The following is a 22183-nucleotide window of genomic DNA, read 5'->3' as shown; positions in this document are numbered from 1 at the left end:
TCAGGTGGAGAAGGCGTCCGGGCGGCGGTCGAGCAGCTTGTAGAGCGTCTGCTGGATCGTCTCGCGGACCTGGTCGGACAGGTTGAAGACCACCATCGGGTCGTCGGCCGCGTCCACGTACTCCTCCGTGGGGATCGGCTCGCCGAACTCGATCAGCCACTTGCTCGGCAGCGGCACCAGGCCCAGCGGGCCCAGCCACGGGAACGTGGGGGTCACCGGGAAGTACGGTGCGCCCAGCAGGCGGGCCAGCGGGCGGATGTTGCCGATCATCGGGTAGATCTCCTCGGCACCGACGATCGAGACCGGGACGATCGGGGTGCCCGTGCGTACCGCCGCGGAGACGAAGCCGCCGCGGCCGAAGCGCTGCAGCTTGTAGCGCTCGGCGAAGGGCTTGCCGACGCCCTTGAAGCCCTCCGGGAACACGCCGACGAGCTCCCCCTCCGACAGCAGGCGCTCGGCGTCGGGGTTGCAGGCCAGGGTCGCGCCTGACTTGCGGGCCAGTTCCGACACGACCGGCATGCGGAAGACCAGGTCGGCGCCGAGGAGGCGGAGGTGGCGGCGGGCGGGGGTCTCGTCGTGGACGGCGACCGAGAGCATCATCGCGTCGAGCGCCAGGGTGCCGGAGTGGTTGGCCACGACCAGCGCGGCGCCCTCCTTCGGCAGGTGCTCGATGCCGAAGACCTCGGTGCGGAACCATTGCTTGTACAGCGGGCGCAGCAACGGCAGGAAGACGCCGTCGGTCAGGTGGCGGTCGAAGCCGAACCCGTCCACCTCGTAGTCGCCGGTGAGCCGCTCGCGCAGGAACGCGAGCGCGCCGGCGACCCGGTCGTCCCACTGGTCCGGGAGGGCAGGACCAGGGTCGGTCCCAGGGTCAGTCACTGCCAGCCTCCAACGCGGCGCGGGCCGCACGGGTCCGGCGGAACCCGTCGAGCAGCGCCTGCTCGACGGAGCGAATCGTATCCGCGGGCAGGATCTCGCCCGCGCTGCGGCTGCGGACGAACTCCTCGAACGCCTCGGCGGTCGTGCGGGGGGTGTAGCCGAACTCCCTGATCAGGCGCGCGGTGTCGACGACCCGGCCGTGGACGAAGAGGTCCAGCTGGTCCAGCGACACCCCGGCGCGGCCGAGGCCGGCCAGGGCGTTGAGCCCGGGCTCCAGCACCGGCATGGTGACGCGACCGGCGCGCCGCACCGCCTGGGAGAGGGTCAGCGTGCCGGCCCCGGCCACGTTGTAGGTGCCCGGGTGCGACTCGACGACCGAGCGGTGCAGGACCTCGAACGCGTCATCGACGTGCAGGAACTGCAGACGGGGGTCGCGGCCGAAGACGGTCGGGACGACCGGCTGCGCGAAATAGCGGGTCAGCCGCGTGTCCACGGTCGAGCCGATGAACGGCGCGAACCGCAGGACCGTGGCCGGCACGTCGTGGCGACGCCGGCGGAAGCCGCGGACATACCCCTCGATGTCCAGCACGTCCTTGGCGAAGCCGCCGCGCGGGACCTCCCGCGGCTCCGTGTCCTCGGTGAAGATCGCGGGGTCGCGGAACGAGGCACCGTAGGCCGCCGTGGAGGAGCGCACCACCAGCTTCGTCAGCCGCGTCGCCTGCTGGCAGGCCGCGAGCAGCTGCATCGTGCCGATGACGTTGAGCTCCTTCATCGCCGCCCGGCCGCCCTGCTGGTCGGCCGCGGTGGCCACGGCGAGATGCGCGACCGCCTCGACGCGGGCGTCGACCATCACCCGCAGCACCCCGGGGGTGCGCAGGTCGACCTGGTGGACCTCGACAGCGTCGAGAACCTCGGCCAGCTCACCGGACGGCGCGGTGCCGTCGATGCCGATCACCCGTTCGATGCGGGGGTCGGCGGCGAGCCGGGCAGCCAGCCGCGCGCCGAGATAGCGGCCCACCCCGGTCACCAGAACGACCCGTGGTGCTGACGGCGTGGTCACGCGGCCCCGATCCGAAGGGAGATCCACGCGGGCCGCCCCTGGACTGGGCCGGGGCGGTCCGGCGAGGCGCTACTACTTGCCGAGACGACGACGCTGGACGCGGGTCTTGCGCAGCAGCTTGCGGTGCTTCTTCTTGGCCATACGCTTGCGGCGCTTCTTGACCACCGAGCCCATGCGGGTTTCTCCTCGATACAGCGGAACGCGTGCCATCGCTGGCACGCAAAAGACATGGTTAGCGGCTCAAGGGTAGCCGCACCGCCGCTTGATCGGAAAACGACCCCGCTATGCGGTCTCACGGAACGCTTCGCGAAGGTATTGGTCGACCGCGTGCTCGGGCACCCGGAACGACCGACCGACGCGGACCGCAGTGAGATCACCGGCGTGCACCAGGCGGTAAACGGTCATCTTCGACACCCGCATCAGGGTGGCCACCTCAGCCACGGTGAGGAACCTGACCTCGCCAAGCCGGCCTTCGGTGGTGTGTGGCGTACTCGACATCGCTACCTCCGACCAGCGTCTCGCCGTGAACCGCGGCACTCACAATCAGCGTGCTATCAGTACGGTAACGGTACTGCTGTGACTTGCGCCCCGGGTTCGTCGGAATCTTTCCTCGCCAACATCAACTGCCTTACTCGGTCCGCAGCGCGACGACCGGGTCGAGGCGGCCGGCACGCTGAGCCGGGACCACGCCGAAGACGATGCCGACGGCGGCCGACACGCCGAAGGCGAGCGTGAGCGACCACCACGTGATCGCGGCCGGCACGGGTGACAGTGCGGCCACGATCAGCGACGCCGCGATGCCCAGGGCCATCCCGGCAAATCCGCCCAAGGTGGTCAGCAGGACGGCCTCCAGCAGGAACTGGAGGCCGATGTCGCGCGGCCGGGCCCCGACCGCCTTGCGCAGCCCGATCTCCTTCGTCCGCTCGCGGACCGACACGAGCATGATGTTGGAGACGCCGACCCCGCCGACCAGCAGCGAAATCCCGGCGATCGCGGCCAGCACGCCGGTGAGCACGCCCAGGATGTCGCCCAGCACGCCGAGGATCTGCTCCTGGGTGACCGCGCTGAACTCGGTGCCGGGGTGCCGGCGGGAGAGCTCGGCGATGATCCGGGCGCCGAGGTCGTCGATCTCGTCGCGGTTCGGGGCCTTGACCGCGATGCCGTCGACCCGGTTGGTGCCGAGCAGGCGCTGGGCGGTCGTGATCGGCACGTGGACCTCGTTGTCGCGGTCGATGCCGAGGCTCTGGCCGAGCTGCTCGAACACGCCGATCACCCGGAACCGGACGCCGGCGATGGTGATCTGCTGGCCCACCGCGTCGCGGTCGGCGAAGAGCGCGTGGGCCACGCTCCAGCCGAGCACGGCGACGCGCCGCTGGGTGTCGACGTCGGAGCGGCTGAGGTACGTGCCGCGGGCCAGGTGACGCACGAACACCTGCGGCGTCGTCTCGATGACGCCGTTGATCGTGGCGAAGGTGTCGGCGGCCCCGGCGGCGACGGTCTCGCCGGACGCCACCGTCACGGCCACCCGGTTGCGGTCACCGACGATCTTGGTGACGGCGTCGACGTCGGAGAGGTCCAGCCGGGACACGGACGGCGCCGAGCCGATGTTGACCTGCCCCGGCACGACGATGAGCAGGTTGGAGCCGAGGCCCTCGACCTGCTGCTCGATCTTCTGCTTGGTGCCGGTGCCGATCGCGACCAGGACCACCACCGCGGCGACGCCGATGATCACCCCGAGCATCGTGAGCATGCTCCGCAGGCGGTTGGCCCGGAGCGCGTCGATGGCGACCCGCCACGCCTCAGCCAGCCTCATGACACGATCTCGCCGTCGCGCATCACGATCCGGCGGGCGGCGCGGGCGGCGACCTCGTTGTCGTGGGTGACGATCACCAGGGCCACGCCCTGCTCCCGGTTCAGGGCCTCCAGCAGGGCCAGGACGGCCTGGCCGTTCCTGGTGTCGAGGTTGCCGGTCGGCTCGTCGGCCAGCAGCACCTGCGGGTCGGTGACCAGGGCGCGGGCGATCGCGACCCGCTGCTGCTCGCCGCCGGAGAGCTGGTTGGGCCGGTGGTCGAGGCGGTGGCCGAGGCCGACCCGCTCCAGCACCGCCCGGGCCCGCCTGCGGCGCTCGGCCGCCCGCGTGCCGCGATAGACCAGCGGAAGGGCGACGTTCTCCACCGCACTGGTGCGGGCGAGCAGGTGGAACGACTGGAAGACGAACCCGATCGTCTCGTTGCGCAGCCGGGCCAGCTCCTGCGGCCCGAGCCCGGCCACGTCCCGGCCGCCGATGAGCAGCCGCCCCGAGGTGGGCCGGTCGAGGCCGCCCAGCAGGTGCATGAGCGTCGACTTCCCGGAGCCCGACGGCCCGATGATCGCCACATAGTCGCCGGCTTCGACGGTAAAGCTGACCCCGCGCAGCGCCGGGACGGTGACGCCGTCGAGGGCGTACTCCCGGGTGACGTCCTCGGCGACGAGCGCGGCGGGGCTCATCCCGGCAGTTCCATGCCCTGTTTGACCTTGTCGGTGCCGCGCACGACGATCCGGTCGCCGTCGGACACCCCGGCGAGCACCTGCACCCGGTCCTGGCCGGACACGCCGACGGTGACCGGCGTCTGGACCGCCCTGCCGTCGCGGACCAGCCACACCACGTCCTCGCCGCCGACGTTGAACACGGCGGCCGCCGGGACCGTCACCGCGTTCTGGATCGAACGCACCTGCAGGTGGGCGACCGCGTTCATGCCGGGCCGCGGCGTCGGGGCGGCCCGGCCGTCGTCGAACTTCCCGGCGCCCAGCGTGAGGCGCGTGCGATACGAGACCCCGCCGCGCGCCGAGGTCGTCGGCAGCACGTCGGCCGACAGCACGGTGGCCTCGTAGGCGGCGCCGGGGGCCGCGTCGAGCTCCACCCGCGCGGTCACTCCCGGCTGCACCAGCAGGACGTCGGTCTCATCGATCTCGGCCATGAGGCCCAGCTGCGAGAGGTCGACCACGGTGAGGATGGCGGCGCCGGCGGAGACCTGGCCGCCGACCGGCACGGCCGGGTCGATGCCGGGGCCGGTCTGCTGCGGCGACTCGACGGGGAGGCTGCCGGCGCCGAGCAGCTCGGTGATCGACGGGGCCGAGCCGGCCGAGGTGCCGCCCAGCTGGACCACGCCCGCCACCGGCGCCCGCAGGGTGAGCGCGTCGACCGTCGACCTCGCCAGGTCGTACGCGCTCTGCGCCTGAGCCCGCTGGGCCGCCGTGAGCGCCGACATCGCCTGGTTGACGCTCGCCAGGCCGCGCTGCACCGAGGCGATCAGCGCCCGGGCCGAGGCCGCCGCCTCCTGATACGTCTTCTCGGCGAGATCGAGCTGGTTCAGCAGCGCCTGCCGTACCGCCGGATCCGCCACCTTCTCCGCGGCCTTGCGGGCGTCATCGAACGCCTTCGCTGCGGCGTCATCGGTCTTCTTCTGGGTCGCCGAGAGGTTCTTGACGCTGCCGCCGCCTCCCCCGGCACCCTTCAGCGCGTCGAGGGCCTGGCCGGCCGCCGCCAGCCGCTGCTGGGCCGACGGCGAGTCGATCACCGCGAGCACCTGGCCGGCGGCGACGGTGTCGCCCGGCTTGACCGCGAGCGTGGCGAGGGTGCCGTCGGCCGCCGCGGTGAGGGTGGCGGCGGCCCGGGCGGTGATGGTCGCGGGGGCATCGACCACCTCGACGACGTCGCCGCGGCCGGCGCTGCCGAGCCCGATGTCGTTGTCCTCGCCGCCGCAGGAGGCCGCGGTCAGCGAGACGATGCTGAGCAGGCCGACGAAGACGGTGAGCTGGACGCGCGGGGGAACGCGATGCACGCTCGCAATCTTAGATACGGTTCTTGATGTTCTTCACACAGTCGGCGGCCACGTCGTCCCAGCCGACGCCGAAGGCCTTCGATGCCGCCTCGTCGAAGGCGACGCCCTGCCGCGCGGCGAGATCGAAGAACTGGAGCATGCGGTCCTCGCCGAACCGGTCGACCAACCGCTGCACGGACAGGTACGCGATGCCGTAGCGGCCGCTCACGTCGGCCGTCGACGTCCCCTCCGGCGGGTCGTCCAGCGCGATCTCGTTGTTCTTCCAGTGGCCGCTGCGGACGAACGTGCGCACCTCGCCCATCGCGCCGAACGGCTTGCCGGTGCCCTTCACCCGCACGTACTCGGCGATGCCCTCGACGAGCCACCACGTGTTGTCGTAGGAGCGGTCGACGTGCGCGAGCGTCACGACGTGCGTGAACTCGTGGCGCAGCACGTCGAGGGTCTCCTTGGTGTCGACCCGGGCGGCGTTGAGCACGATCTCGGTGGCGTCGGCGGTGAGTGGCAGCGCGAAGCCGGCCACCCAGTTCTCCTGCTTCATGCCGTACCAGGACGCCCACTCGTCCGGCCCGGCCAGGTAGACGACGTACCGCGACGGGGGCGACCCCCACTTGGCGTAGCGGTCGGCCAGGGCGGCGGCCCGCTCCGCCGCGCTCAGCATCGACTGGAGGCGGCCGGCGTACTTCGGGGTGGTCGACAGCACCACCCGGTCGCCGACGGCGGTGCGCAGCTCGCTGGCCTCCCACGGGCGCGGCCCGAGGTCCTGGCTGGTCCCGAAGTCGAGCAGCGTGACGGTCTTGCCCGCGATCTTCCAGCGGGTGGCGGCCTGGAGGTTCATGCGGTCGCAGGTGGTGACGACGTAGCAGTACTGCACGAAGACCGTGGCCGACGCGGTGCCGTCGGCGGCGGTGTCGACCTTGCCGACGAGGGCCGCGTCCCAGACCTTGACCTGCAGCTGCCGGAGCGAGGCGTAGCGCTTGGCCAGCCGCTCACGCAGCTGCGGTACCGAAGCATCCACCGCCGCCAGGAAACCCCCCTCGTCGCCGGCGAGGAGGCTCGCACCCTGCTCCGTCAGCGCGAGGCGGACCCGGCCGTCGAGCGTGGTCGGCGCCGGGCCCTTGGTGGCGCCCGGCGTGGCCTTGGGCCCGGCGCCGTCCGACCGGCCGGGCCCCCGCTCGCCGCCGGTGACGGCGCCCTGGCCGACGAGCGTGCGCGCGCGGTCCTGCCGGACGGTCGCGAACGCGATCGCGGCCGGTGGCGCGACGAGCAGCACGGCCAGGGCGACGAGCAGCACGATCCGCACCACCCCGACCCGGGACGGCTGGGCCGGCGTGGGCGGCGGGAACGGGTAGTGGGTGGGGCGCTGGTGCGGCAGCGGCGGGTGGCGCAGGTCTTGCGCGTATCCCGTCGCGTCCGGTCGCTCCCCTTCCATCACTGCCGGACCGTACGCGAACCGGTCAAGTGGTCGCGTCGCCCGTATGGACGAGATGTCGCATTAGCCCTTTGATCGCAGTGCCCTCGCGAAAAAGGCCAGGTTGGCCGGTCGTTCGGCCAGCCGGCGCATCATGTACGCGTACCACTGCGTGCCGTAGGGCAGATAGACCCGGACGGTGTACCCCAGCTCGGCCAGCCGGCGCTGCTCGTCCGGGCGCACGCCGTACAGCATCTGGAACTCGAACTCGTCCGGCGTGCGGTCGAACCACTTGGCGCGGTCCTCGCCGATGGCCACCAGGCGGGGGTCGTGCGTGGCGATCATCGGGTGGCCGGCGCCGGACATCAGCACATTGAGGCAGCGTACGTAGGACTTGTCGACGTCGAGCCGGCGCTGGTACGCGACCGACTCGGGCTCGTTGTAGGCGCCCTTGCAGAGCCGGACCCGGGAGCCGCTGACCGCCAGCTCACGGCAGTCGGCCTCGGTGCGCCGCAGGTACGACTGGACGACCGCGCCCGTCGTCGGGAAGTCGGCGCGCAGCCGGGCCAGCACCTCCAGCGTCGAGTCGGTGGTGGTGTGGTCCTCGGCGTCGAGCGTGACGGTGGTGCCGGCCTCGGTCGCCTTGGCGCAGATCGCGCGGGCGTGCTCGTAGGCGAGCTTCTCGTCGAAGACCTGGCCGAGGGCGGACAGCTTCAGGCTGACCTCGGCGGCGGGGGTGAGTTCGGCGGCGTGCAGGGCGTCGAGCAGCTTGATGTACTCGTCGCGGGTCGCCTCGGCCTGCTGGGGGTTGGTGGTGTCCTCGCCCAGGAAGTCGATCGTGACCGCCAGCCCGTCGGCGACGAGGTCACGGGTGCACGCCAGGGCGTCGTCCGCGTGCTCACCAGCGATGAAGCGACGCACGATGGACCGACTGACCGGGGCGGATTCAACGAGCCGCTCGACCCTGTTTGAGCGGGCGGCGGCGAGGATTGCCGATCTGAGCATGTGCCGAGCGTAAACAGATCGGACCGGGTCCGGTGACGCCTGGTCGCCAGTGTGGCATTTCTTGACTACCTTGGTCGGGTGGACTTCGACGCGTATGCGCGGACCGCCGTCGACATCGTCAACGCGCCGCTCGAAAGCATGCAAGACCTCTCCGCACTGTTCGGCGAGGACAGTTGGCAGACGGCCGAGGCGACGGAGCGTGACCTCGTCGCCCTCCGGCGCGCTCGCAAACGCCTCCGGGAGGTGTTCGAGCACGGCTCCTCGGGCCGTGACGTCGCGGCCGTCGCCGAGCTCAACGCGCTCCTCGAGGCGTATCCGATGCAGCCGCGCATCTCCGGCCACGACACCCACGACTGGCACATGCACGTGACCGGCCGGGGCTCGTCCGTGAGCTCGGAGCTGCTGGCCGGCGCCGCCTGGGGCCTGGCCGTGTGGCTGTGCGAGCACGGCAGTGCCCGGTTCGGCGTGTGCGCCGACGAGCGCTGCGGCAACGTGTATCTCGACACGTCCTCGAACTGCTGCCGCCGGTTCTGCTCGGAGCGGTGCGCGACGCGCTCCCACGTCGCCGCCCACCGCGCCCGCAAGCGCGCCGCCGAAACCGGCGCCACGCTGGCTCCGGTACAGGTCACCACGGGCGAGGCCGATCGGGCGGTCGTCTCGGCGTAAGGCCGGGTCCAGCGCCGATCGGCCCCGGCCGAAAAGCATTGAGAAAACCGAAACGGGCCACAGGGCCGCTCGCCGCGGCATATCTTGCGTGATGTGGTTCGCTTTACCGCCTGTCCGACTTGTCGGACAGGCGGGGTTGGGCGATGCGGGGACGCTGCGGTCTGTGGCGACCCCGGACACCGGGTAAGACCCCGGATCACAACGCCCTACGAAGGAGTAACAGCACCATGGCCCAGGGAACCGTGAAGTGGTTCAACGCTGACAAGGGCTTCGGCTTCATCAGCGTGGACGGCGGAAACGACGTCTTCGTCCACTTCTCCGCGATCGTCTCGGAGGGCTACCGCAGCCTCGACGAGAACCAGCGCGTCGAATTCGAGATCAAGCAGGGCCCCAAGGGCCCCCAGGCCGAGTCCGTCCGCAGGATCTGACCCACCCACGACTTTGCCGCCCCCGGCGCTCTTGCCGCAGCGCCGGGGGCGTCGTCGTGCGTGCTCAGGCCACCGGGGACGGCGTGGCCAGGTGCTGGCGGGCGAAGCGGAGCGACTCCGCCAGGTCGGCCTCGCGGTCGGCGCGGCTGCGGGACTTCCGGGTGCCCACCTCGACCGCGACCGAGCCGGTGAAGCCGCGGGAGTCCAGGGACGCCAGCAGCTCGGCGCAGGGCTGGGTGCCGCGGCCCGGGACCAGGTGCTCGTCGCGGCCCTTGCCGGTGCCGTCGCCCAGGTGGACGTGGGCCAGGTTGCCGCGCATCGTGTCGGCCAGCTGGATGGCGTCGGTGCGCGACGCGGCACAGTGGGAGAGGTCCAGCGTGTAGGCGTCGAAGCCGATCAGCGTCGGATCCCAGCCCGGTGCATACGGGACGAACTCCCGGCCGACGCCCCGCAGCGGGAACATGTTCTCCACGGCGAAGCGGATGCCGGGGTGCTGCCGGCCGAGCCTCAGCAGGCCGGACTGGAACGTCCGGGCGTAGTCGCGCTGCCACGCGAACGGCGGGTGCACCACGACGGTGTCAGCGCCCAGCGTGTCGGCGAGCTCGGCGGCGCGGCGCAGCCGCTCCCACGGGTCGGGGCTCCACACCCGCTGGGTGACCATGAGACATGGGGCGTGCACAGACCGCACCGGCACGCCGTAGTGCTTCGACAGCCCGACAAGCGCCCCCGCGTCCTGGCTCACCGCGTCGGACCAGACCATGACCTCGACTCCGTCGTAGCCGAGCGAGGCGGCCACCTCGAAGCCGGCCGCGGTCGGCTCGGGGAAGACGGAGGAGGTGGACAACAGGACCGGAACTTGACGACTCACAACACCAGGCTAGCCCGACCGGGGTAGCGTCTCTTGTCGATCAACTCGACTCCAGCACTTCCAGCCGGCGAAGAATCACTCCTTCGCGCAGTGCCCACGGGCAGATCTCGACCTCGTCGATGCCCAGACTGCGCATCGTGACCTCGGCCACGACGGCGCCGGCCAGGATCTGGTGCGCGCGGCCCGGGCTGACGCCGTCGATCTCGGCCAGCGCCCCCGACGGGATCCGGCGGATGAACGACAGCACCTGGTGCAGGCCGACGCGGGTGAGCCGGCGCGGCATGCGGGGGCCGGCGTTCGACGGGGCGGCCCCGGCGAGGCGGGCCAGCGTGCGGAACGTCTTCGAGGTGGCGACCGGGCGGTCCCAGCCGCTGCCGGCGAGCTTGTCGACCGCCTTGGCGACCTCGGCCTCCGCGTACTCGTACAGCGCGTCGACCGACGCCGCGGTCGGCGGGTCGCCGTGCAGCCGCTCGCGGGTGAGCCGGCCGACGCCGAGCGGCACCGACATCGCCACGTCGGGCTCCTCGTCGATGCCGGCCGCGAGCTCCAGCGAGCCGCCGCCGATGTCCATGACCAGCAGCCGGCCGGCCGACCAGCCGAACCAGCGGCGCACGGCCAGGAACGTCATGATGGCCTCGGCCTCGCCGGAGAGCACCTGAAGGTCGACGCCCGTCTCCTCGCGCACCCGCTTGAGCACGCGGGCGGAGTTGCGCGCGTCGCGCACCGCCGACGTCGCGAATGCCAGCAGGTCGTCGGTCTCCAGCCCGGCGGCGGCGTCGCGCGCCTCGGCCACCGCCGCGACGAGGCTGTCGGCGCCGGTCCTGGTCAGCTCGCCGTTGGCGCCGATCCGTTCGGCGAGGCGCAGCTCGGCCTTCTGCGAGTGCGCCGGCCACGGGTGCGCGCCGTGGTGGGCATCGACGACCAGGAGGTGGACCGTATTTGAGCCCACATCGAGCACACCGAGACGCATCGCTTCACCGTAGTCGCGTCGGGTTGCGGCCGTCCGCGCAGGACGGCGTACGCTTCGTCAAATGGACATCCACGTCGAGGTGCTCGACTCGGACGACCCGCGCGCCCTCGAGGTCGACCTCGACTTCCCGCGCGAGTGGCTGGAGTTCGCCGACCCGGCCGATTCCGACCACCTCATCCGGGCCGACCTGACCTGGCTGCTGTCCAACTGGACGTGTGTGTACGGCAACGGCTGCCACGGGATCGTCGAGGGCGCACCGGAGCAGGGCTGCTGCTCGCACGGCGCGTTCTTCACCGACGAGGACGACCAGAAGCGGGTGCGGGCCGCGGCCAAGCGGCTGACCCCGCAGCACTGGCAGCACTACCGCAAGGGCTTCAAGAACTACACCGAGATGGACACCATCGACGGCGAGAGCCCGGCCCTGCGCACCGCCACCCGGCCGGGCGCCGGGTGCGTGTTCCAGAACGACACCGACTTCGCCGGCGGTGGCGGCTGCGCGCTGCACGGGCAGGCCCTGCGCGACGGGGTGCACCCGCTGGAGTACAAGCCCGACGTGTGCTGGCAGCTGCCGGTACGGCGGGACCAGGACTGGCGCAAGCGCGCCGACGGCACCAAGGTGCTCGTCTCCACGCTCGGCGAGTTCGACCGGCGCGGCTGGGGCGAGGGCGGCCACGACCTGCACTGGTGGTGCACGTCGTCGCCCGAGGCGCACGTCGGGGCCCAGCGGCTCTATCAGGAGTACGAGCCGGAGCTCACCGCGCTCGTCGGCAAGGCGGCCTACGCGAAGCTCGCCGAGCTGTGCGCGGCCCGGGCCGAGCAGGGCATGATCGCGCCGCACCCGGCCACCGAAGCCGCCCGCAAGCTAATCCCCCTCCGCCCCGTCTGAGCTCTCACCCGCCCGCCGCTGCCGCCGGGCCCGCGACACGAGCGGGTAGCCCACGGCCACCAGCGCCAGGCCGATGACGATGCTCGGCAGGGACTCGGGCCAGGTCGCGGCGCCGACGGCGGTCCACGCCGAGCTGGCGGCCAGCAGCAGCCCGACCAGCATCAGGAGCATTCCGGCGGGGCGGGTGTTGAAGTCACGCACGAGAGCCGACGGTACGGCGAGGGTGGTGTCCGGTGTGCGACAACCGGCGAACCCGCTGCCCCGATAGGTTCGATCCGTGAGTGAAGAGATCTTTCCGGGAGTACAGCTCGGCGAGGGCACCGTCGTGGAGCCGGGCGCCCGGATCGGCGTGCCGCCGCGGGGCCGGGAGCCGGGCGAGCTGCCCACCGTCATCGGCCCGAACAGCCGGATCCGCTCCGGCACGGTGATCTACGCCGGCACGGTCATCGGCGAGCGGTTCAACTCCGGACACGGCGCCATGATCCGCGAGAACAACGTCATCGGTGACGGCTGCTCCGTCGGCACCAACGCGGTGCTCGAGCCGGGCAACCGGATCGGCGACGGCAGCCGGGTCCACTCGCACTGCTTCCTGGAGAACGTGACCCTCGGCCGCCGGGTCTTCCTCGGCCCGGGCGTCGTGTTCACCGACGACCCGCACCCGCCGTGCCCGCGCTACGACGAGTGCGTCGGCGGCGCGACGGTCGACGACGACGCCTCGATCGGCGGGAACGCGACGATCCTCCCCGGTGTCCGGATCGGCGCCCGCGCGCTCGTCGGCGCCGGCTCGGTCGTCACCCGGGACGTCCCGTCCGACACGGTCGTCGCCGGCAGTCCCGCCCGGGAGCGGCGCAAGATCGACGAGCTGGTGTGTGCCCCGGGCCACTTCGCCAAGCCGTACGAGTGGCGCGCGGCACTCGACTCCTGATCCCGGCGCCAATTCGAGCCAATTCGAGCCAAGCGGAACGGCCGGCTCCCCACCCCCGGGGACCCGGCCGTTCGGCGGTCTCTACGGCTCGAACTTGTAGCCCAGGCCGCGGACCGTGACGATGAAGCGCGGCGCGGAGGGCTCGGGCTCGATCTTGGAGCGGAGGCGCTTCACGTGCACGTCCAGGGTCTTCGTGTCGCCGACGTAGTCGGCGCCCCAGACCCGGTCGATCAGCTGGCCGCGGGTCAGGACCCGGCCCGCGTTGCGCAGCAGGAGCTCCAGGAGCTCGAACTCCTTCAGCGGCAGCTGGACCGCGTCGCCGGCCACCGTCACCACGTGGCGGTCGACGTCCATCCGGACCGGGCCGGCCGACAGGGTCGGCGGCGCCAGTTCGCCCACCGCGTCCACCTGGCGGCGGAGCACGGCGCGGATGCGGGCGACCAGCTCGCGCGGCGAGTAGGGCTTGGTGACGTAGTCGTCGGCGCCGATCTCCAGGCCGACCACCTTGTCGATCTCGCTGTCCCGAGCCGTGATCATGATGATCGGCACGTTGGACTTCTGCCGCATCTGCCGGCACACCTCGGTGCCGGACATCTCGGGGAGCATCAGGTCGAGCAGGACGATGTCCGCGCCGGTGCGGTCGAACTCGGTCAGGGCCTCGGTGCCGGTCGCGGCGATGGAGACCTCGAAGCCCTCGCGACGGAGCATGTACGACAACGGGTCGGAGATCGAGTCTTCGTCCTCGACCACGAGTACGCGCGCCAACGTGCTGTCCTTTCGTAGCTGCCGGGGAACCGCACTGCGCTGCGAACCGCGGATCTGAGATTGCTGTTGCATAACGATCATGGGGCCCCTCCGATCTCAACTGACGGCGGTAGCGCCAACGCGGCGTCCGACGGACGCGAAGGCAGCCGCAGGGTGAACGTCGAACCAACTCCGACGGTGCTCTCCACCGTCACCCGGCCGCCGTGGTTGGTCGAGATGTGCTTGACGATCGCCAGGCCCAGCCCGGTGCCGCCGGTGGCCCGGGAGCGGGCGCGATCGGCGCGGTAGAAGCGCTCGAAGATGCGGTCGAGGTCCCGCGGCTCAATGCCGATGCCCTGGTCGGCGACCGCGATCTCGACGTAGCCGTCGCCGCTGGTGGAGGTGGTGACCGTGACCTCGGTGGCCTCCGGCGAGTACGCGATCGCGTTCTCCACCAGGTTGACCACGGCGGTGACGAGCTGGTTCTCGTTGCCGTAGACGGTCAGGCCGCGGGTGCCCCGGAAGACGACCTGCATCTCCTTGGCGGAGGCGGGCGTCTTGGTGCGGTCGACGACCTCGGCCGTGATCTTGTCGACGTCGACCGGCTCCGGCTCGGGCAGCGGCTCCGCGCCCTGGAGCCGGGAGAGCTCGAGCAGCTCCGAGACGAGCCGGCCGAGCCGGGACGACTCGTGCTTGATCCGCTCCGCGAACCGGATGGCGGCGGCGGGGTCCTTGTCGGTGGCGTCCAGCAGCGCCTCGGCCAGCAGTTGGAGCGCGCCGACGGGCGTCTTGAGCTCGTGGCTGACGTTGGCGACGAAGTCCCGGCGCACGCGGGCGACCCGGTGGGCCTCGGTCACGTCGGCGGCCTCGATCGCCACCCGGCCGTTGTCGAGGGGCACGGCCCGCACGTTGACCCCGAGCGGCTCGCCGTAGGTCAGCCGGGGCAGGTCGAGCTCGACGACCCGGGTGACCCCGTTGCGGCGGACCTGGCCGGCGAGGGTGCGCACGATCGTGTGCGCCTCCTCGGGGCCGCCCGCCCGCTGTCGCACGAGACCCATCTCCCGGGCCGCCGCGTTGGCCAGCACGGGATGATCGGACTCGTCGAGAACCAGCACCCCGACCTGCAACGCGTCAAGGATGTCGGTCATCGCCGGCCCCTCGGACCTTGCCTGCCGGAACTTCCACTCCACGGCTTGATGGTAGGAGGTGCATTACCCGACCGACGGCTCGCAGGGGCACGAAACGGGCTCACGTAGTCCAGTGTTCACCCTGGTGGAAGGGGATGTTCACGTGCGGCGCAGCAGTGCCGCCATACCGTGAGGTTCGACACGATAGGAGCAGTATGCGCGACGAATACCGTGCGGATCTTGTGCAGGTCAATCGGCTGCTGGTCTGGATGGCCGACGCCGTCCGCAGCGCCATGAGCCGGGCCACCAACGCCCTGCTGAAAGCGGACCAGACCGACGCCGAGGAGGTCATCGCCCGCGACCCGGAGGTCAACGCGCTGTACCGCCTCGTCGAGGACAAGGTGTACGACCTCTGCGCCCGCCAGGCGCCGGTGGCGTCGGACCTGCGGCTGGTGCTGACCGCGCTGCACCTGGCGGCCGACCTGGAGCGCATGGGCGACCTCGCCGAGCACGTGGCCAAGACGGCGCTGCGCCGCCACCCCAACGTGGCCGTGCCGGAGCCGCTGGTCGAGACGTTCGAGCAGATGGGCACCGTGGCCGACCGGATCGCCGGGAAGATCTCCCGGGCGATCTCCACCTCCGACATCGTGGCGGCCGGCCAGCTCGACCGCGACGACGACGAAATGGACCGGCTGCACACCAGCCTGTTCACCACGATGTTCGGGCCCGGCTGGTCGGAGGGGACCGAGGCCGCCGTCGACTCGGCGCTGCTCGGGCGCTACTACGAGCGCTACGCCGACCACGCGGTCAACGCCGGCCGGCACGTGGTGTTCCTGGTCACGGGCGAGGCGCTGGACAGCCGCCCCGAGTGACGAGACAGCAAAGGGGGAGGGCCGCGGCCCTCCCCCTTTGTGGTGCGCGTCAGCGACCCTGGTTCGCCACCGCGGCCGCGGCCTCGGCCGCCGCCTCCGGGTCCAGGTAGGTGCCGCCGGTCGTGACCGGCTTGAGCGACGCGTCGAGGTCATAGCGCAGCGGGATGCCGGTCGGGATGTTGAGCTTGGCGATCGCCTCGTCCGAGATGCCGTCGAGGTGCTTGACCAGCGCGCGCAGCGAGTTGCCGTGCGCGGCGACCAGGACGGTCTTGCCGTCGAGCAGCTGCGGGACGATCTGGTCGTACCAGTACGGCAGCATCCGGGCGACGACGTCCTTCAGGCACTCCGTGCGGGGCCGCAGCTCCGGCGGCAGGTTCCCGTACCGCGGGTCGTCGACCTGCGACCACTCGTCGTCGTCGGCGATGGGCGGCGGCGGCACGTCGTAGGAACGGCGCCAGAGCATGAACTGCTCCTCGCCGAACTCCTCCAGCGTCTGCTTCTTGTTCTTGCCCTGGAGGGCACCGTAGTGCCGCTCGTTGAGCCGCCAGTTGCGCTGGACCGGGATCCAGTGCCGGTCGGCGGCGTGCAGGGCGATCTCGCTGGTGCGGATGGCACGGCGCAGCACTGACGTGTGCACCACATCCGGCAGGAGACCGGAATCACGGATCAGCTCGCCGCCCCGCCGGGCCTCGGCCTCTCCTTTGGCGCTGAGGTCCACGTCGACCCAGCCGGTGAACAGGTTCTTGGCGTTCCACTCGCTCTCACCGTGCCGCAAGAGCACCAGTGTCCCGACTTCGCTCATGGATCCATCCTCCCGCACATAACCTTTCGACAGCGCAGGGGTCCGGATGTAAGGATGCCAAACCGTGCCGGTCATTACGGGGAAACAGCCGCTGCCCGCCCAGTTCTGGGCCGTGTGGACGGCCACGCTGATCAACCGCGCCGGCGGGTTCGTGATCATCTTCCTCGCGATCTACCTCACCTCCCAGCGCGGCTTCTCCGAGACGACGGCCGGCCTCGTCATCGGCTTCTACGGGCTGGGCGGCGCGATCGGCGTCACGGCGGGCGGCCACCTGACCGACCGCTGGGGCCGCCGGCCCACCGCCCTGCTCGCGCTCGGCTCGGCGTCGGCACTGATGATCGCGCTGGGCCTGGTGCGCGGCGAGATCGCCATCATGGTCGCCGCGGGGCTGCTGGGCCTGGCCGCCGAGGCCGCCCGGCCCGCGCTCGGCGCGATGATCACCGACATCGTGCCCGACGGCGACCGCATGCGGGCCTTCAACATCTACTTCTGGGCGATCAACCTCGGCTTCGCCGTCGCCGCGGTCCTGGCCGGCTTCGCCTCCTCGGCCGGCTACTTCTGGCTGTTCGCCGCCGACGCGGCCACCACGGCGTTCGCCGCCGTCCTGATCGCGGTCAAGACGCGCGAGACGCGCCCGGCGCACCTCGAGGCGAAGCACGAGGGCGGCTCCCTGGCGGCCGTCGCGAAGGACCGGGTCTTCCTCGGGTTCATCGCCTGCAACCTGCTGATCGCGCTGGTCATCCTCCAGCACATGTCGATGCTGCCGCTGGCCATGGTCGACGACGACCTGCCCGCCAGCACCTTCGGCGTCGTCATCGCCCTGAACGGCATCCTGATCGTCGTGGGACAGCTCGGGCTGACCCGGCTGCTCGTCCGCCGCCGCCCGGCCTACATCCTGCCGGTCTCGGCCGCGATCATCGGCCTGGGCTTCGGCCTCACCGCGTTCGCGCACACCCCGGTCTGGTACGGCGCGACGGTGCTCGTCTGGACCCTCGGCGAGATGCTCAACGCACCGTCGAACTCCGCCCTGCTCGCAGGCCTCTCCCCCGTCGCCATGCGCGGCCGCTACCAGGGCGGCTACTCGCTGTCCTGGCAGCTGGCGTCGTTCCTGGCCCCGACGCTGGGCGGCGCCGTGCGCCAGCACGCGAACAACACCGCGCTGTGGCTCGGCTGCCTCGGGCTCGGCCTGGCCGCCGGCGCGTGGAGCCTGCTGGCGGCGCCCGCCCGCGAGCGCCGGGTCGAGGAGCTGGCCGCCGAGGAGCGCGAAGCCAGCCTCGTTAAGATCTGACTGTAAAGCTTCCTAATAGAAGAGGCAGAGTGCGCATCTTCGGCGGTCTCCCCCGGATGTACTGGTACCTCTGGACCGGCATGCTCATCAACCGCGTCGGCGGCTTCGTGGCGCTGGTCCTCTCGCTGTACCTCACCTCCGACCGCGGCCTCTCGCCCAGCGTCGCCGGCCTGGTCGTCGGCGGGTACGGCATCGGCGGCATCGGCGGCGTCCTGCTCGGCGGGGTGCTCGCCGACCGCTGGGGCCGCCGCCCGACGCTGCTCGTGGCGCACTTCGGCGCCGTGGTCCTGCTGGCCGGCCTCGCCCTCACCGACCGGATCGCCGCCATCGCCGTGCTGGCCGCACTGCTCGGCGTCATGCACTCGATGCCCGGCCCGGCATTCGTGGCGGCGATCGTCGACGTGACCCCGGCCGACGACCGCAGCCGCGCGTTCAACCTCCAGTTCTGGGCGTTCAACCTGGGCATGGCGGTCGCCTCGCTGATCGCCGGCGCGCTCGCCGAGGTCAGCTTCACGCTGCTCTTCAGCATCGACGCCATCGGCACGCTGATCACGGCGCTGCTCATCCTGTGGAAGGTGCGCGAGACCAGGCCCCGGCAGCACCGGACCGTGCGGGCGCCGGGCGGGCTGCACACCGCGCTCACCGACCCGTCGTTCATGCTCTTCGTCGGCCTGTCGCTGCTGCTGTCCGTGGTGACCCTCCAGACGTCGACGATCCTGCCGCTGGCCATCGACGCCGACGGGCTGCGGCCCTCGGCGTACGGGTCGGTGGTCGCCTACGCCGGGCTGCTCATCGTGCTCGGGCAGCTGTTCGTGCCGAGGCTGATCGGGCGCTGGCGCAAGGGCACCGCGCTCGCCGTGGCCAACGTGTTCCTCGGGCTCGGCTTCGCCTACGTCGCGCTGGCCGACAACCTCTACGGCTACCTCATCGCCGCGAGCATCTGGACGATCGGCTCGATGATCGCCGCGCCGCCGAACGCCGCGGTCATCGCCGAACTGTCCCCCGAGGCCCTGCGCGGGCGGTACCAGAGCGTCTTCTATCTGGTCTTCCCGGCCGCGAGCTTCATCGCGCCGGCCGCCGGCGGCGCCAGCCTGGAGCACCTCGGCAACTGGCACTGGGCGATCTGCGGCGCGCTCGGGCTCACGGCGGCCGCCGGTCACCTGCTGGTCCAGCCGGCCCGGGAGCGCCGGGTGGCGAAACAGCGGGCAGCCGAACGGTTTGAGGTGCCGATCGCCGGGTAGAGGCTGCCCTCCACGGGACGGGCGGGGGGCGACTTTGGACGGGCTGTCGGCAACGCTGGAGGCCAAGCAGGCGGGCACGGTCGTGATCCGCCTGGCGGGCGAGCTCGACCTGGCGACCCGCGAGCAGGTGGTGCTGGCGGTCCGGGCGGTGCTGCCCGCGTTCGAGCCCGGCGAGCTGGTCCTCGACCTGGAGGCGGTGACGGTGCTCGACTCGGCCGGCATCGGGGCGCTGGTGAGCTGCTGGAAGCTGGCGAACGGCGCCGGCTGCACGCTGTCGCTGCGCAACCCGCGGCCGCTCGCCTACGCCCAACTGGAGCTGACCGGCCTCCTCGACGTGTTCGCGCTATAGCGTTCCGTCGTACTTCGCGGCGCCGCTCACTGTCGCGTCGCCGCGCAGGCGGGACTTCGCCGGGCCGTCGCCGTAGAGCGAGTAGCGGAAGAAGTCGATCATCGTCTTGCTCACCGCCTGCGCCGCCGGCGTGCTGCCGAACAGGGCCGCGCCGTGGTCACCGCCGAGCAGGGTCAGGAAGCCCTTCGGCCACGAGCAGCCGTCGTAGAGGCTTTTTCCGCTGCTGTACGGCACGGTGCCGTCCTTGTCGCCGTGGATGAACAGCACCGGGGTGGCGGCGCCGCTGAACTTGCCGCCCATCCCGCCGCCGGCGACGATGATCCCGCCCTTGAGCCGGCTGTCGCGGCCCGAGCCCGACAGCATGCCGGCGGTCGTGTAGCCGCCCGCCGAGTGGCCGGCCGCGCCGACCCGCCCGGTCTCGATGTGCCCGGCCAGCGCGGCGCCGGCCTTGGCGTCCAGCTTCAGCACCTCGGTGATCACCGCCGACGCGTCTGCCGGCTGGTTGCTCATGTCGCCCTGGTTGAACGGGTTCGCCTTGTCGTTGGTGAACGGGTACGCCGGAGCGGCCACGACGAAGCCGGCCGCGGCGATCTTCGCGCTGACTCCCTGGTACCCCTCGGGCGAGCCGTGCAGCCCGTGGCTCCACAGCACCAGCGGGAAGCGGCCCGCGGCGACCGGGGCGTTGTTCTTGGGCGAGCCGCCGGCGCTGCCGGTCGACGGGTAGAAGACGAGCGTGCGCAGCGTGCGGCCGGCGCGGGAGAAGGTGAACTGGCTGACCCCGACGCCGAACGTCTGGGTCGGCGCGGTCTTCGGCCCGGCGCTGCTCGGCTTGGCCGAGGCCTGGCCCGCCGCGTTCAGGGCCGCCACGCCGCTCTCGTCCGGGGAGGCCGCCTGCGCCGACTCCTCGGCGACGACGTCGGGAACGCCCGAGGCGGCCAGCGACGGATCGGACGACGGCTGATCGCCACATCCGGCGAGTGCAAGCGCGAGAAAGGCAGCGGCGACGGCACGCGGCAGCGTTCGCATGCGAGGAAGCTACGGGTTTTCGACCCGGCGCGTCTTTATGCCCGGATTAAGTTTCACGGGCCTTGACGCAGTGCTCGTACCGGCGGCAGCGGGTGGCGTGCACCCCCAGTCCACGACACCCGCTCTGCAGCAGCCTTTCGGCCGCGCGGTGCCGCCGGTTTGCGATGACGCGCCCCGCCCGGACACATCACCGCGAGTGGGCCGCGAAGGCCCAGAACACCCCCGTCGCTCCCCAACTTCAGGAATCGCCGGATCCGTGAACGACGTTACGCGCCGCGCGATTCGAGCGACAAGTAAACGCGCTGTCGGCTCGCTCACACACTCGAAATAATCGAAATCAATCGAAATGCTGGAAGCGCGGCCACAGCTCAGCCCAGGTGCCGACCCGGTCGCGGCAAACGTAGACCCGCGCTGTTTGCTCCTCGTTATCGACGCCGTAACCATTGTCGAGCCGGGCCCGTTCCTCGCACGAACCGAACGCACGCAGCCGATCCGGGTCGCCCTGGAAGACGAACACGACGACGGTGGCCGACTCCGGCGGCGGGCCCAGGTGCCACAGCTCGTTTTGTCCACTGTAGACATCGGGCAGGCCGAGCGGCTTGCCGTAGCGGTCGAGCGACCCCGCCTCGCCGTAGTTGCCGGTGAGCAGCACGGTGCGGGCACGGTCCTCCGCGGGCAAGGACTCATAGACGTCGGCGACCTGGCGGACATAGCGCGGCCAGCCGATCTGGTCGGCGACCACCTGGTTCATCGCCGGGATCGGGGTGCGGCCGACGACGTCGACCGGGATCACCGGCAGTGAGCTCACGATCGCGATGCCGCAGTTGACCACGGCCCCGGCGGCGAACAGCGCCCGGCGCCGGGTCGTGCTCAGCCACCGCTCGACCGGCACCGACCCGACGGCGAACAGCGCGGCGAGCAGGCCGATGCTGTAATACGGCTGACCGGCCAGGGCGAACAGCAGGACCAGCATGAGTGGATAGGCCAGCCCGAACGCCCGCACCGGTCGCAGCGCGGGGTTGCGCAGCAGCGCGACGATCCCGCACCACCAGACGGGGACAAAGAGCGGTCCCAGCCACACCAACTGCAGTGGCAGGAGCGTGATGCGGGCCTCGTCGCCCTTGTTCTCGCGCAGCGCGTCGGCCATCGACACCTGCGGAAAGTCGTTGGCGATCTGATACAGCAGGTTGGGCAGCCCGACCACGACCGCGATCGCCACGCCGCCCCACAGCCAGGGCGACACCAGGGTCCGGCGCGGGCCGACGACCAGCAGCGCGGCGGCAACGGTCAGGAGGAGCAGCACGATCAGGTGCTTGTTGTAGAGGGCCAGCCCGACGACCAGGCCCGCCGCGGGCCAGTAGCGCGGCTGCTCGCGCAGCAGCGCCCGCATCATGCACAGGATCGCCAGCAGCCACATCACCAGGTCGGGCCCGGTGGTAACGGTGACGTGCCCGCTGATGAGCGGAAACGTGGTGAGGACGGCGAGCGCCGCGATGCCCTGCGCGCGGGCGCCGCCGCCCACCTCACGGGCGATCAGCGCGAGCAGGCCGGCGGTCAGGACGGTCAGGATCAGGCCGGGCAGCCGGATAGCCCAGACAGAGTCGCCGAACAGCTCGACGCACGCGCGCATGAGCAGCGGCGTGAACGGCGGCTGGTCGACGTAGCCCCACTTGGGATGGGCGCCCAGCATGCGGAAATACAGCTCGTCGCGGTGGTAGTCATACCGCGAGATGGTGACCAGCAGCGCAGTGGCTGCCCCGGCGGCGATGGTGCCGACGGGCTTCCAGGCGAATCGGGGACGCTCGATCACGTGCCCCA

At 71.5% G+C, this 22183-nt stretch carries 23 protein-coding genes and 2 pseudogenes; 8 read left to right on the top strand and 17 right to left on the bottom strand.

All coding sequences use genetic code 11. From position 1 onward, the window contains the following. The 9 genes and pseudogenes from ABZS66_RS07925 to ABZS66_RS07885 form a co-directional block, all read right to left on the bottom strand. Window positions 1-879, bottom strand: a complete 879-nt coding sequence (locus tag ABZS66_RS07925) for a lysophospholipid acyltransferase family protein (RefSeq protein WP_354756226.1) — start codon at window positions 877-879, stop codon at window positions 1-3. Continuing rightward, on the bottom strand, window positions 872-1939 hold the full coding sequence (locus tag ABZS66_RS07920) for an NAD-dependent epimerase/dehydratase family protein (protein ID WP_354756224.1): 1068 nt from the start codon (window positions 1937-1939) through the stop codon (window positions 872-874). Before ABZS66_RS07920 ends, ABZS66_RS07925 begins: the two co-directional genes overlap by 8 nt. Before the next feature lie 72 nt (window positions 1940-2011). Then, on the bottom strand, window positions 2012-2113 hold the full coding sequence (locus tag ABZS66_RS07915) for an AURKAIP1/COX24 domain-containing protein (RefSeq protein ID WP_007465623.1): 102 nt from the start codon (window positions 2111-2113) through the stop codon (window positions 2012-2014). Between the two features lie 108 nt (window positions 2114-2221). Then, window positions 2222-2437, bottom strand: coding sequence for a helix-turn-helix domain-containing protein (locus tag ABZS66_RS07910; protein ID WP_190255778.1), 216 nt, complete (start codon window positions 2435-2437; stop codon window positions 2222-2224). A 130-nt stretch (window positions 2438-2567) separates the two neighbouring features. Continuing rightward, a complete protein-coding gene (locus tag ABZS66_RS07905; protein WP_354756222.1) occupies window positions 2568-3752 on the bottom strand; it encodes an ABC transporter permease in 1185 nt (394 codons plus the stop codon). Beyond that, window positions 3752-4426, bottom strand: a pseudogene (locus ABZS66_RS07900) (ABC transporter ATP-binding protein); the annotation flags it as partial. The pseudogene ABZS66_RS07900 and the gene ABZS66_RS07905, both read right to left, overlap by 1 nt. Continuing rightward, window positions 4423-5760, bottom strand: a complete 1338-nt coding sequence (locus tag ABZS66_RS07895; RefSeq protein WP_354756221.1) for an HlyD family efflux transporter periplasmic adaptor subunit — start codon at window positions 5758-5760, stop codon at window positions 4423-4425. The gene ABZS66_RS07895 and the pseudogene ABZS66_RS07900, both read right to left, overlap by 4 nt. 10 nt (window positions 5761-5770) lie before the next feature. Continuing rightward, complete coding sequence (locus tag ABZS66_RS07890; protein ID WP_354756219.1) at window positions 5771-7189, bottom strand: basic secretory protein-like protein; 1419 nt, start codon at window positions 7187-7189, stop codon at window positions 5771-5773. Between the two features lie 63 nt (window positions 7190-7252). Next, window positions 7253-8173 carry a proline dehydrogenase family protein gene (locus ABZS66_RS07885; RefSeq protein ID WP_354756217.1) on the bottom strand — a complete coding sequence of 307 codons (921 nt, stop codon included), beginning with the start codon at window positions 8171-8173 and terminating at the stop codon, window positions 7253-7255. Between the two features lie 78 nt (window positions 8174-8251). Here ABZS66_RS07885 and ABZS66_RS07880 point away from each other — a divergent pair, with 78 nt between their 5' ends. Together ABZS66_RS07880 and ABZS66_RS07875 are read left to right on the top strand one after the other, a co-directional pair. Next, the gene (locus tag ABZS66_RS07880; protein ID WP_354756215.1) at window positions 8252-8839 is read left to right on the top strand and encodes a CGNR zinc finger domain-containing protein; all 588 of its coding nucleotides are present in this window, start codon (window positions 8252-8254) and stop codon (window positions 8837-8839) included. Between the two features lie 227 nt (window positions 8840-9066). Beyond that, entirely contained in the window at window positions 9067-9267 is a 201-nt protein-coding gene (locus ABZS66_RS07875; protein WP_354756214.1) for a cold-shock protein, read from the top strand. Window positions 9268-9331: 64 nt separating this feature from the next. Here the strand turns inward: ABZS66_RS07875 and ABZS66_RS07870 are convergent, their stop codons facing one another. Beyond that, complete coding sequence (locus ABZS66_RS07870) at window positions 9332-10135, bottom strand: sugar phosphate isomerase/epimerase (RefSeq protein ID WP_354756212.1); 804 nt, start codon at window positions 10133-10135, stop codon at window positions 9332-9334. A gap of 40 nt (window positions 10136-10175) precedes the next feature. Next, complete coding sequence (locus ABZS66_RS07865; protein ID WP_354756211.1) at window positions 10176-11105, bottom strand: Ppx/GppA phosphatase family protein; 930 nt, start codon at window positions 11103-11105, stop codon at window positions 10176-10178. A gap of 61 nt (window positions 11106-11166) precedes the next feature. Between ABZS66_RS07865 and ABZS66_RS07860 the strand changes: the two genes are divergently transcribed. Then, the gene (locus ABZS66_RS07860; RefSeq protein ID WP_354756209.1) at window positions 11167-11991 is read left to right on the top strand and encodes a hypothetical protein; all 825 of its coding nucleotides are present in this window, start codon (window positions 11167-11169) and stop codon (window positions 11989-11991) included. Here ABZS66_RS07860 and ABZS66_RS07855 read toward each other — a convergent pair. Continuing rightward, the gene (locus ABZS66_RS07855) at window positions 11968-12192 is read right to left on the bottom strand and encodes a hypothetical protein (RefSeq protein WP_354756207.1); all 225 of its coding nucleotides are present in this window, start codon (window positions 12190-12192) and stop codon (window positions 11968-11970) included. The genes ABZS66_RS07860 and ABZS66_RS07855 overlap by 24 nt on opposite strands. Window positions 12193-12268: 76 nt before the next feature. On the opposite strand from ABZS66_RS07855, the gene ABZS66_RS07850 reads away from it, so the two are divergent. After that, entirely contained in the window at window positions 12269-12916 is a 648-nt protein-coding gene (locus ABZS66_RS07850) for an acyltransferase (RefSeq protein WP_354756206.1), read from the top strand. Between the two features lie 81 nt (window positions 12917-12997). Here ABZS66_RS07850 and ABZS66_RS07845 read toward each other — a convergent pair whose 3' ends face one another. After that, entirely contained in the window at window positions 12998-13681 is a 684-nt protein-coding gene (locus ABZS66_RS07845) for a response regulator transcription factor (RefSeq protein ID WP_354756204.1), read from the bottom strand. 77 nt (window positions 13682-13758) lie between these two features. Next, window positions 13759-14796 (bottom strand): annotated as a pseudogene (locus ABZS66_RS07840) (ATP-binding protein); the annotation flags it as partial. Window positions 14797-15002: 206 nt separating this feature from the next. Between ABZS66_RS07840 and phoU the strand changes: the two are divergent. Then, window positions 15003-15659: a phosphate signaling complex protein PhoU gene (gene phoU, locus ABZS66_RS07835; RefSeq protein ID WP_354756202.1), complete on the top strand. Its 657-nt coding sequence runs from the start codon at window positions 15003-15005 to the stop codon at window positions 15657-15659. A gap of 49 nt (window positions 15660-15708) precedes the next feature. Here the strand turns inward: phoU and ABZS66_RS07830 are convergent, their stop codons facing one another. Beyond that, a complete protein-coding gene (locus ABZS66_RS07830; RefSeq protein WP_354756201.1) occupies window positions 15709-16461 on the bottom strand; it encodes a phosphoglyceromutase in 753 nt (250 codons plus the stop codon). 64 nt (window positions 16462-16525) lie between these two features. Between ABZS66_RS07830 and ABZS66_RS07825 the strand changes: the two genes are divergently transcribed. From ABZS66_RS07825 to ABZS66_RS07815, 3 genes are read left to right on the top strand one after another with little or no spacing between them, the layout of a single operon-like run. Beyond that, window positions 16526-17749 (top strand): MFS transporter, encoded by a 1224-nt coding sequence (locus ABZS66_RS07825; protein ID WP_354756199.1) that lies wholly within the window; start codon window positions 16526-16528, stop codon window positions 17747-17749. 56 nt (window positions 17750-17805) lie between these two features. Then, entirely contained in the window at window positions 17806-18990 is a 1185-nt protein-coding gene (locus tag ABZS66_RS07820) for an MFS transporter (protein WP_354756370.1), read from the top strand. 34 nt (window positions 18991-19024) lie between these two features. Continuing rightward, window positions 19025-19339, top strand: a complete 315-nt coding sequence (locus ABZS66_RS07815) for an STAS domain-containing protein (protein WP_238010890.1) — start codon at window positions 19025-19027, stop codon at window positions 19337-19339. Here the strand turns inward: ABZS66_RS07815 and ABZS66_RS07810 are convergent. Together ABZS66_RS07810 and ABZS66_RS07805 are read right to left on the bottom strand one after the other, a co-directional pair. After that, the gene (locus ABZS66_RS07810; RefSeq protein ID WP_354756197.1) at window positions 19334-20365 is read right to left on the bottom strand and encodes a chlorophyllase; all 1032 of its coding nucleotides are present in this window, start codon (window positions 20363-20365) and stop codon (window positions 19334-19336) included. The genes ABZS66_RS07815 and ABZS66_RS07810 overlap by 6 nt on opposite strands. A gap of 337 nt (window positions 20366-20702) precedes the next feature. Beyond that, the gene (locus ABZS66_RS07805) at window positions 20703-22175 is read right to left on the bottom strand and encodes a glycosyltransferase family 39 protein (protein ID WP_354756195.1); all 1473 of its coding nucleotides are present in this window, start codon (window positions 22173-22175) and stop codon (window positions 20703-20705) included. Between the last annotated feature and the right edge of the window lie 8 nt (window positions 22176-22183).

Origin of the sequence: Dactylosporangium sp. NPDC005572, from assembly GCF_040605515.1 — a bacterium.
In the GTDB taxonomy this organism is placed as follows: domain Bacteria; phylum Actinomycetota; class Actinomycetes; order Mycobacteriales; family Micromonosporaceae; genus Dactylosporangium.
This window is presented reverse-complemented; position numbering and strand designations above follow the sequence as displayed.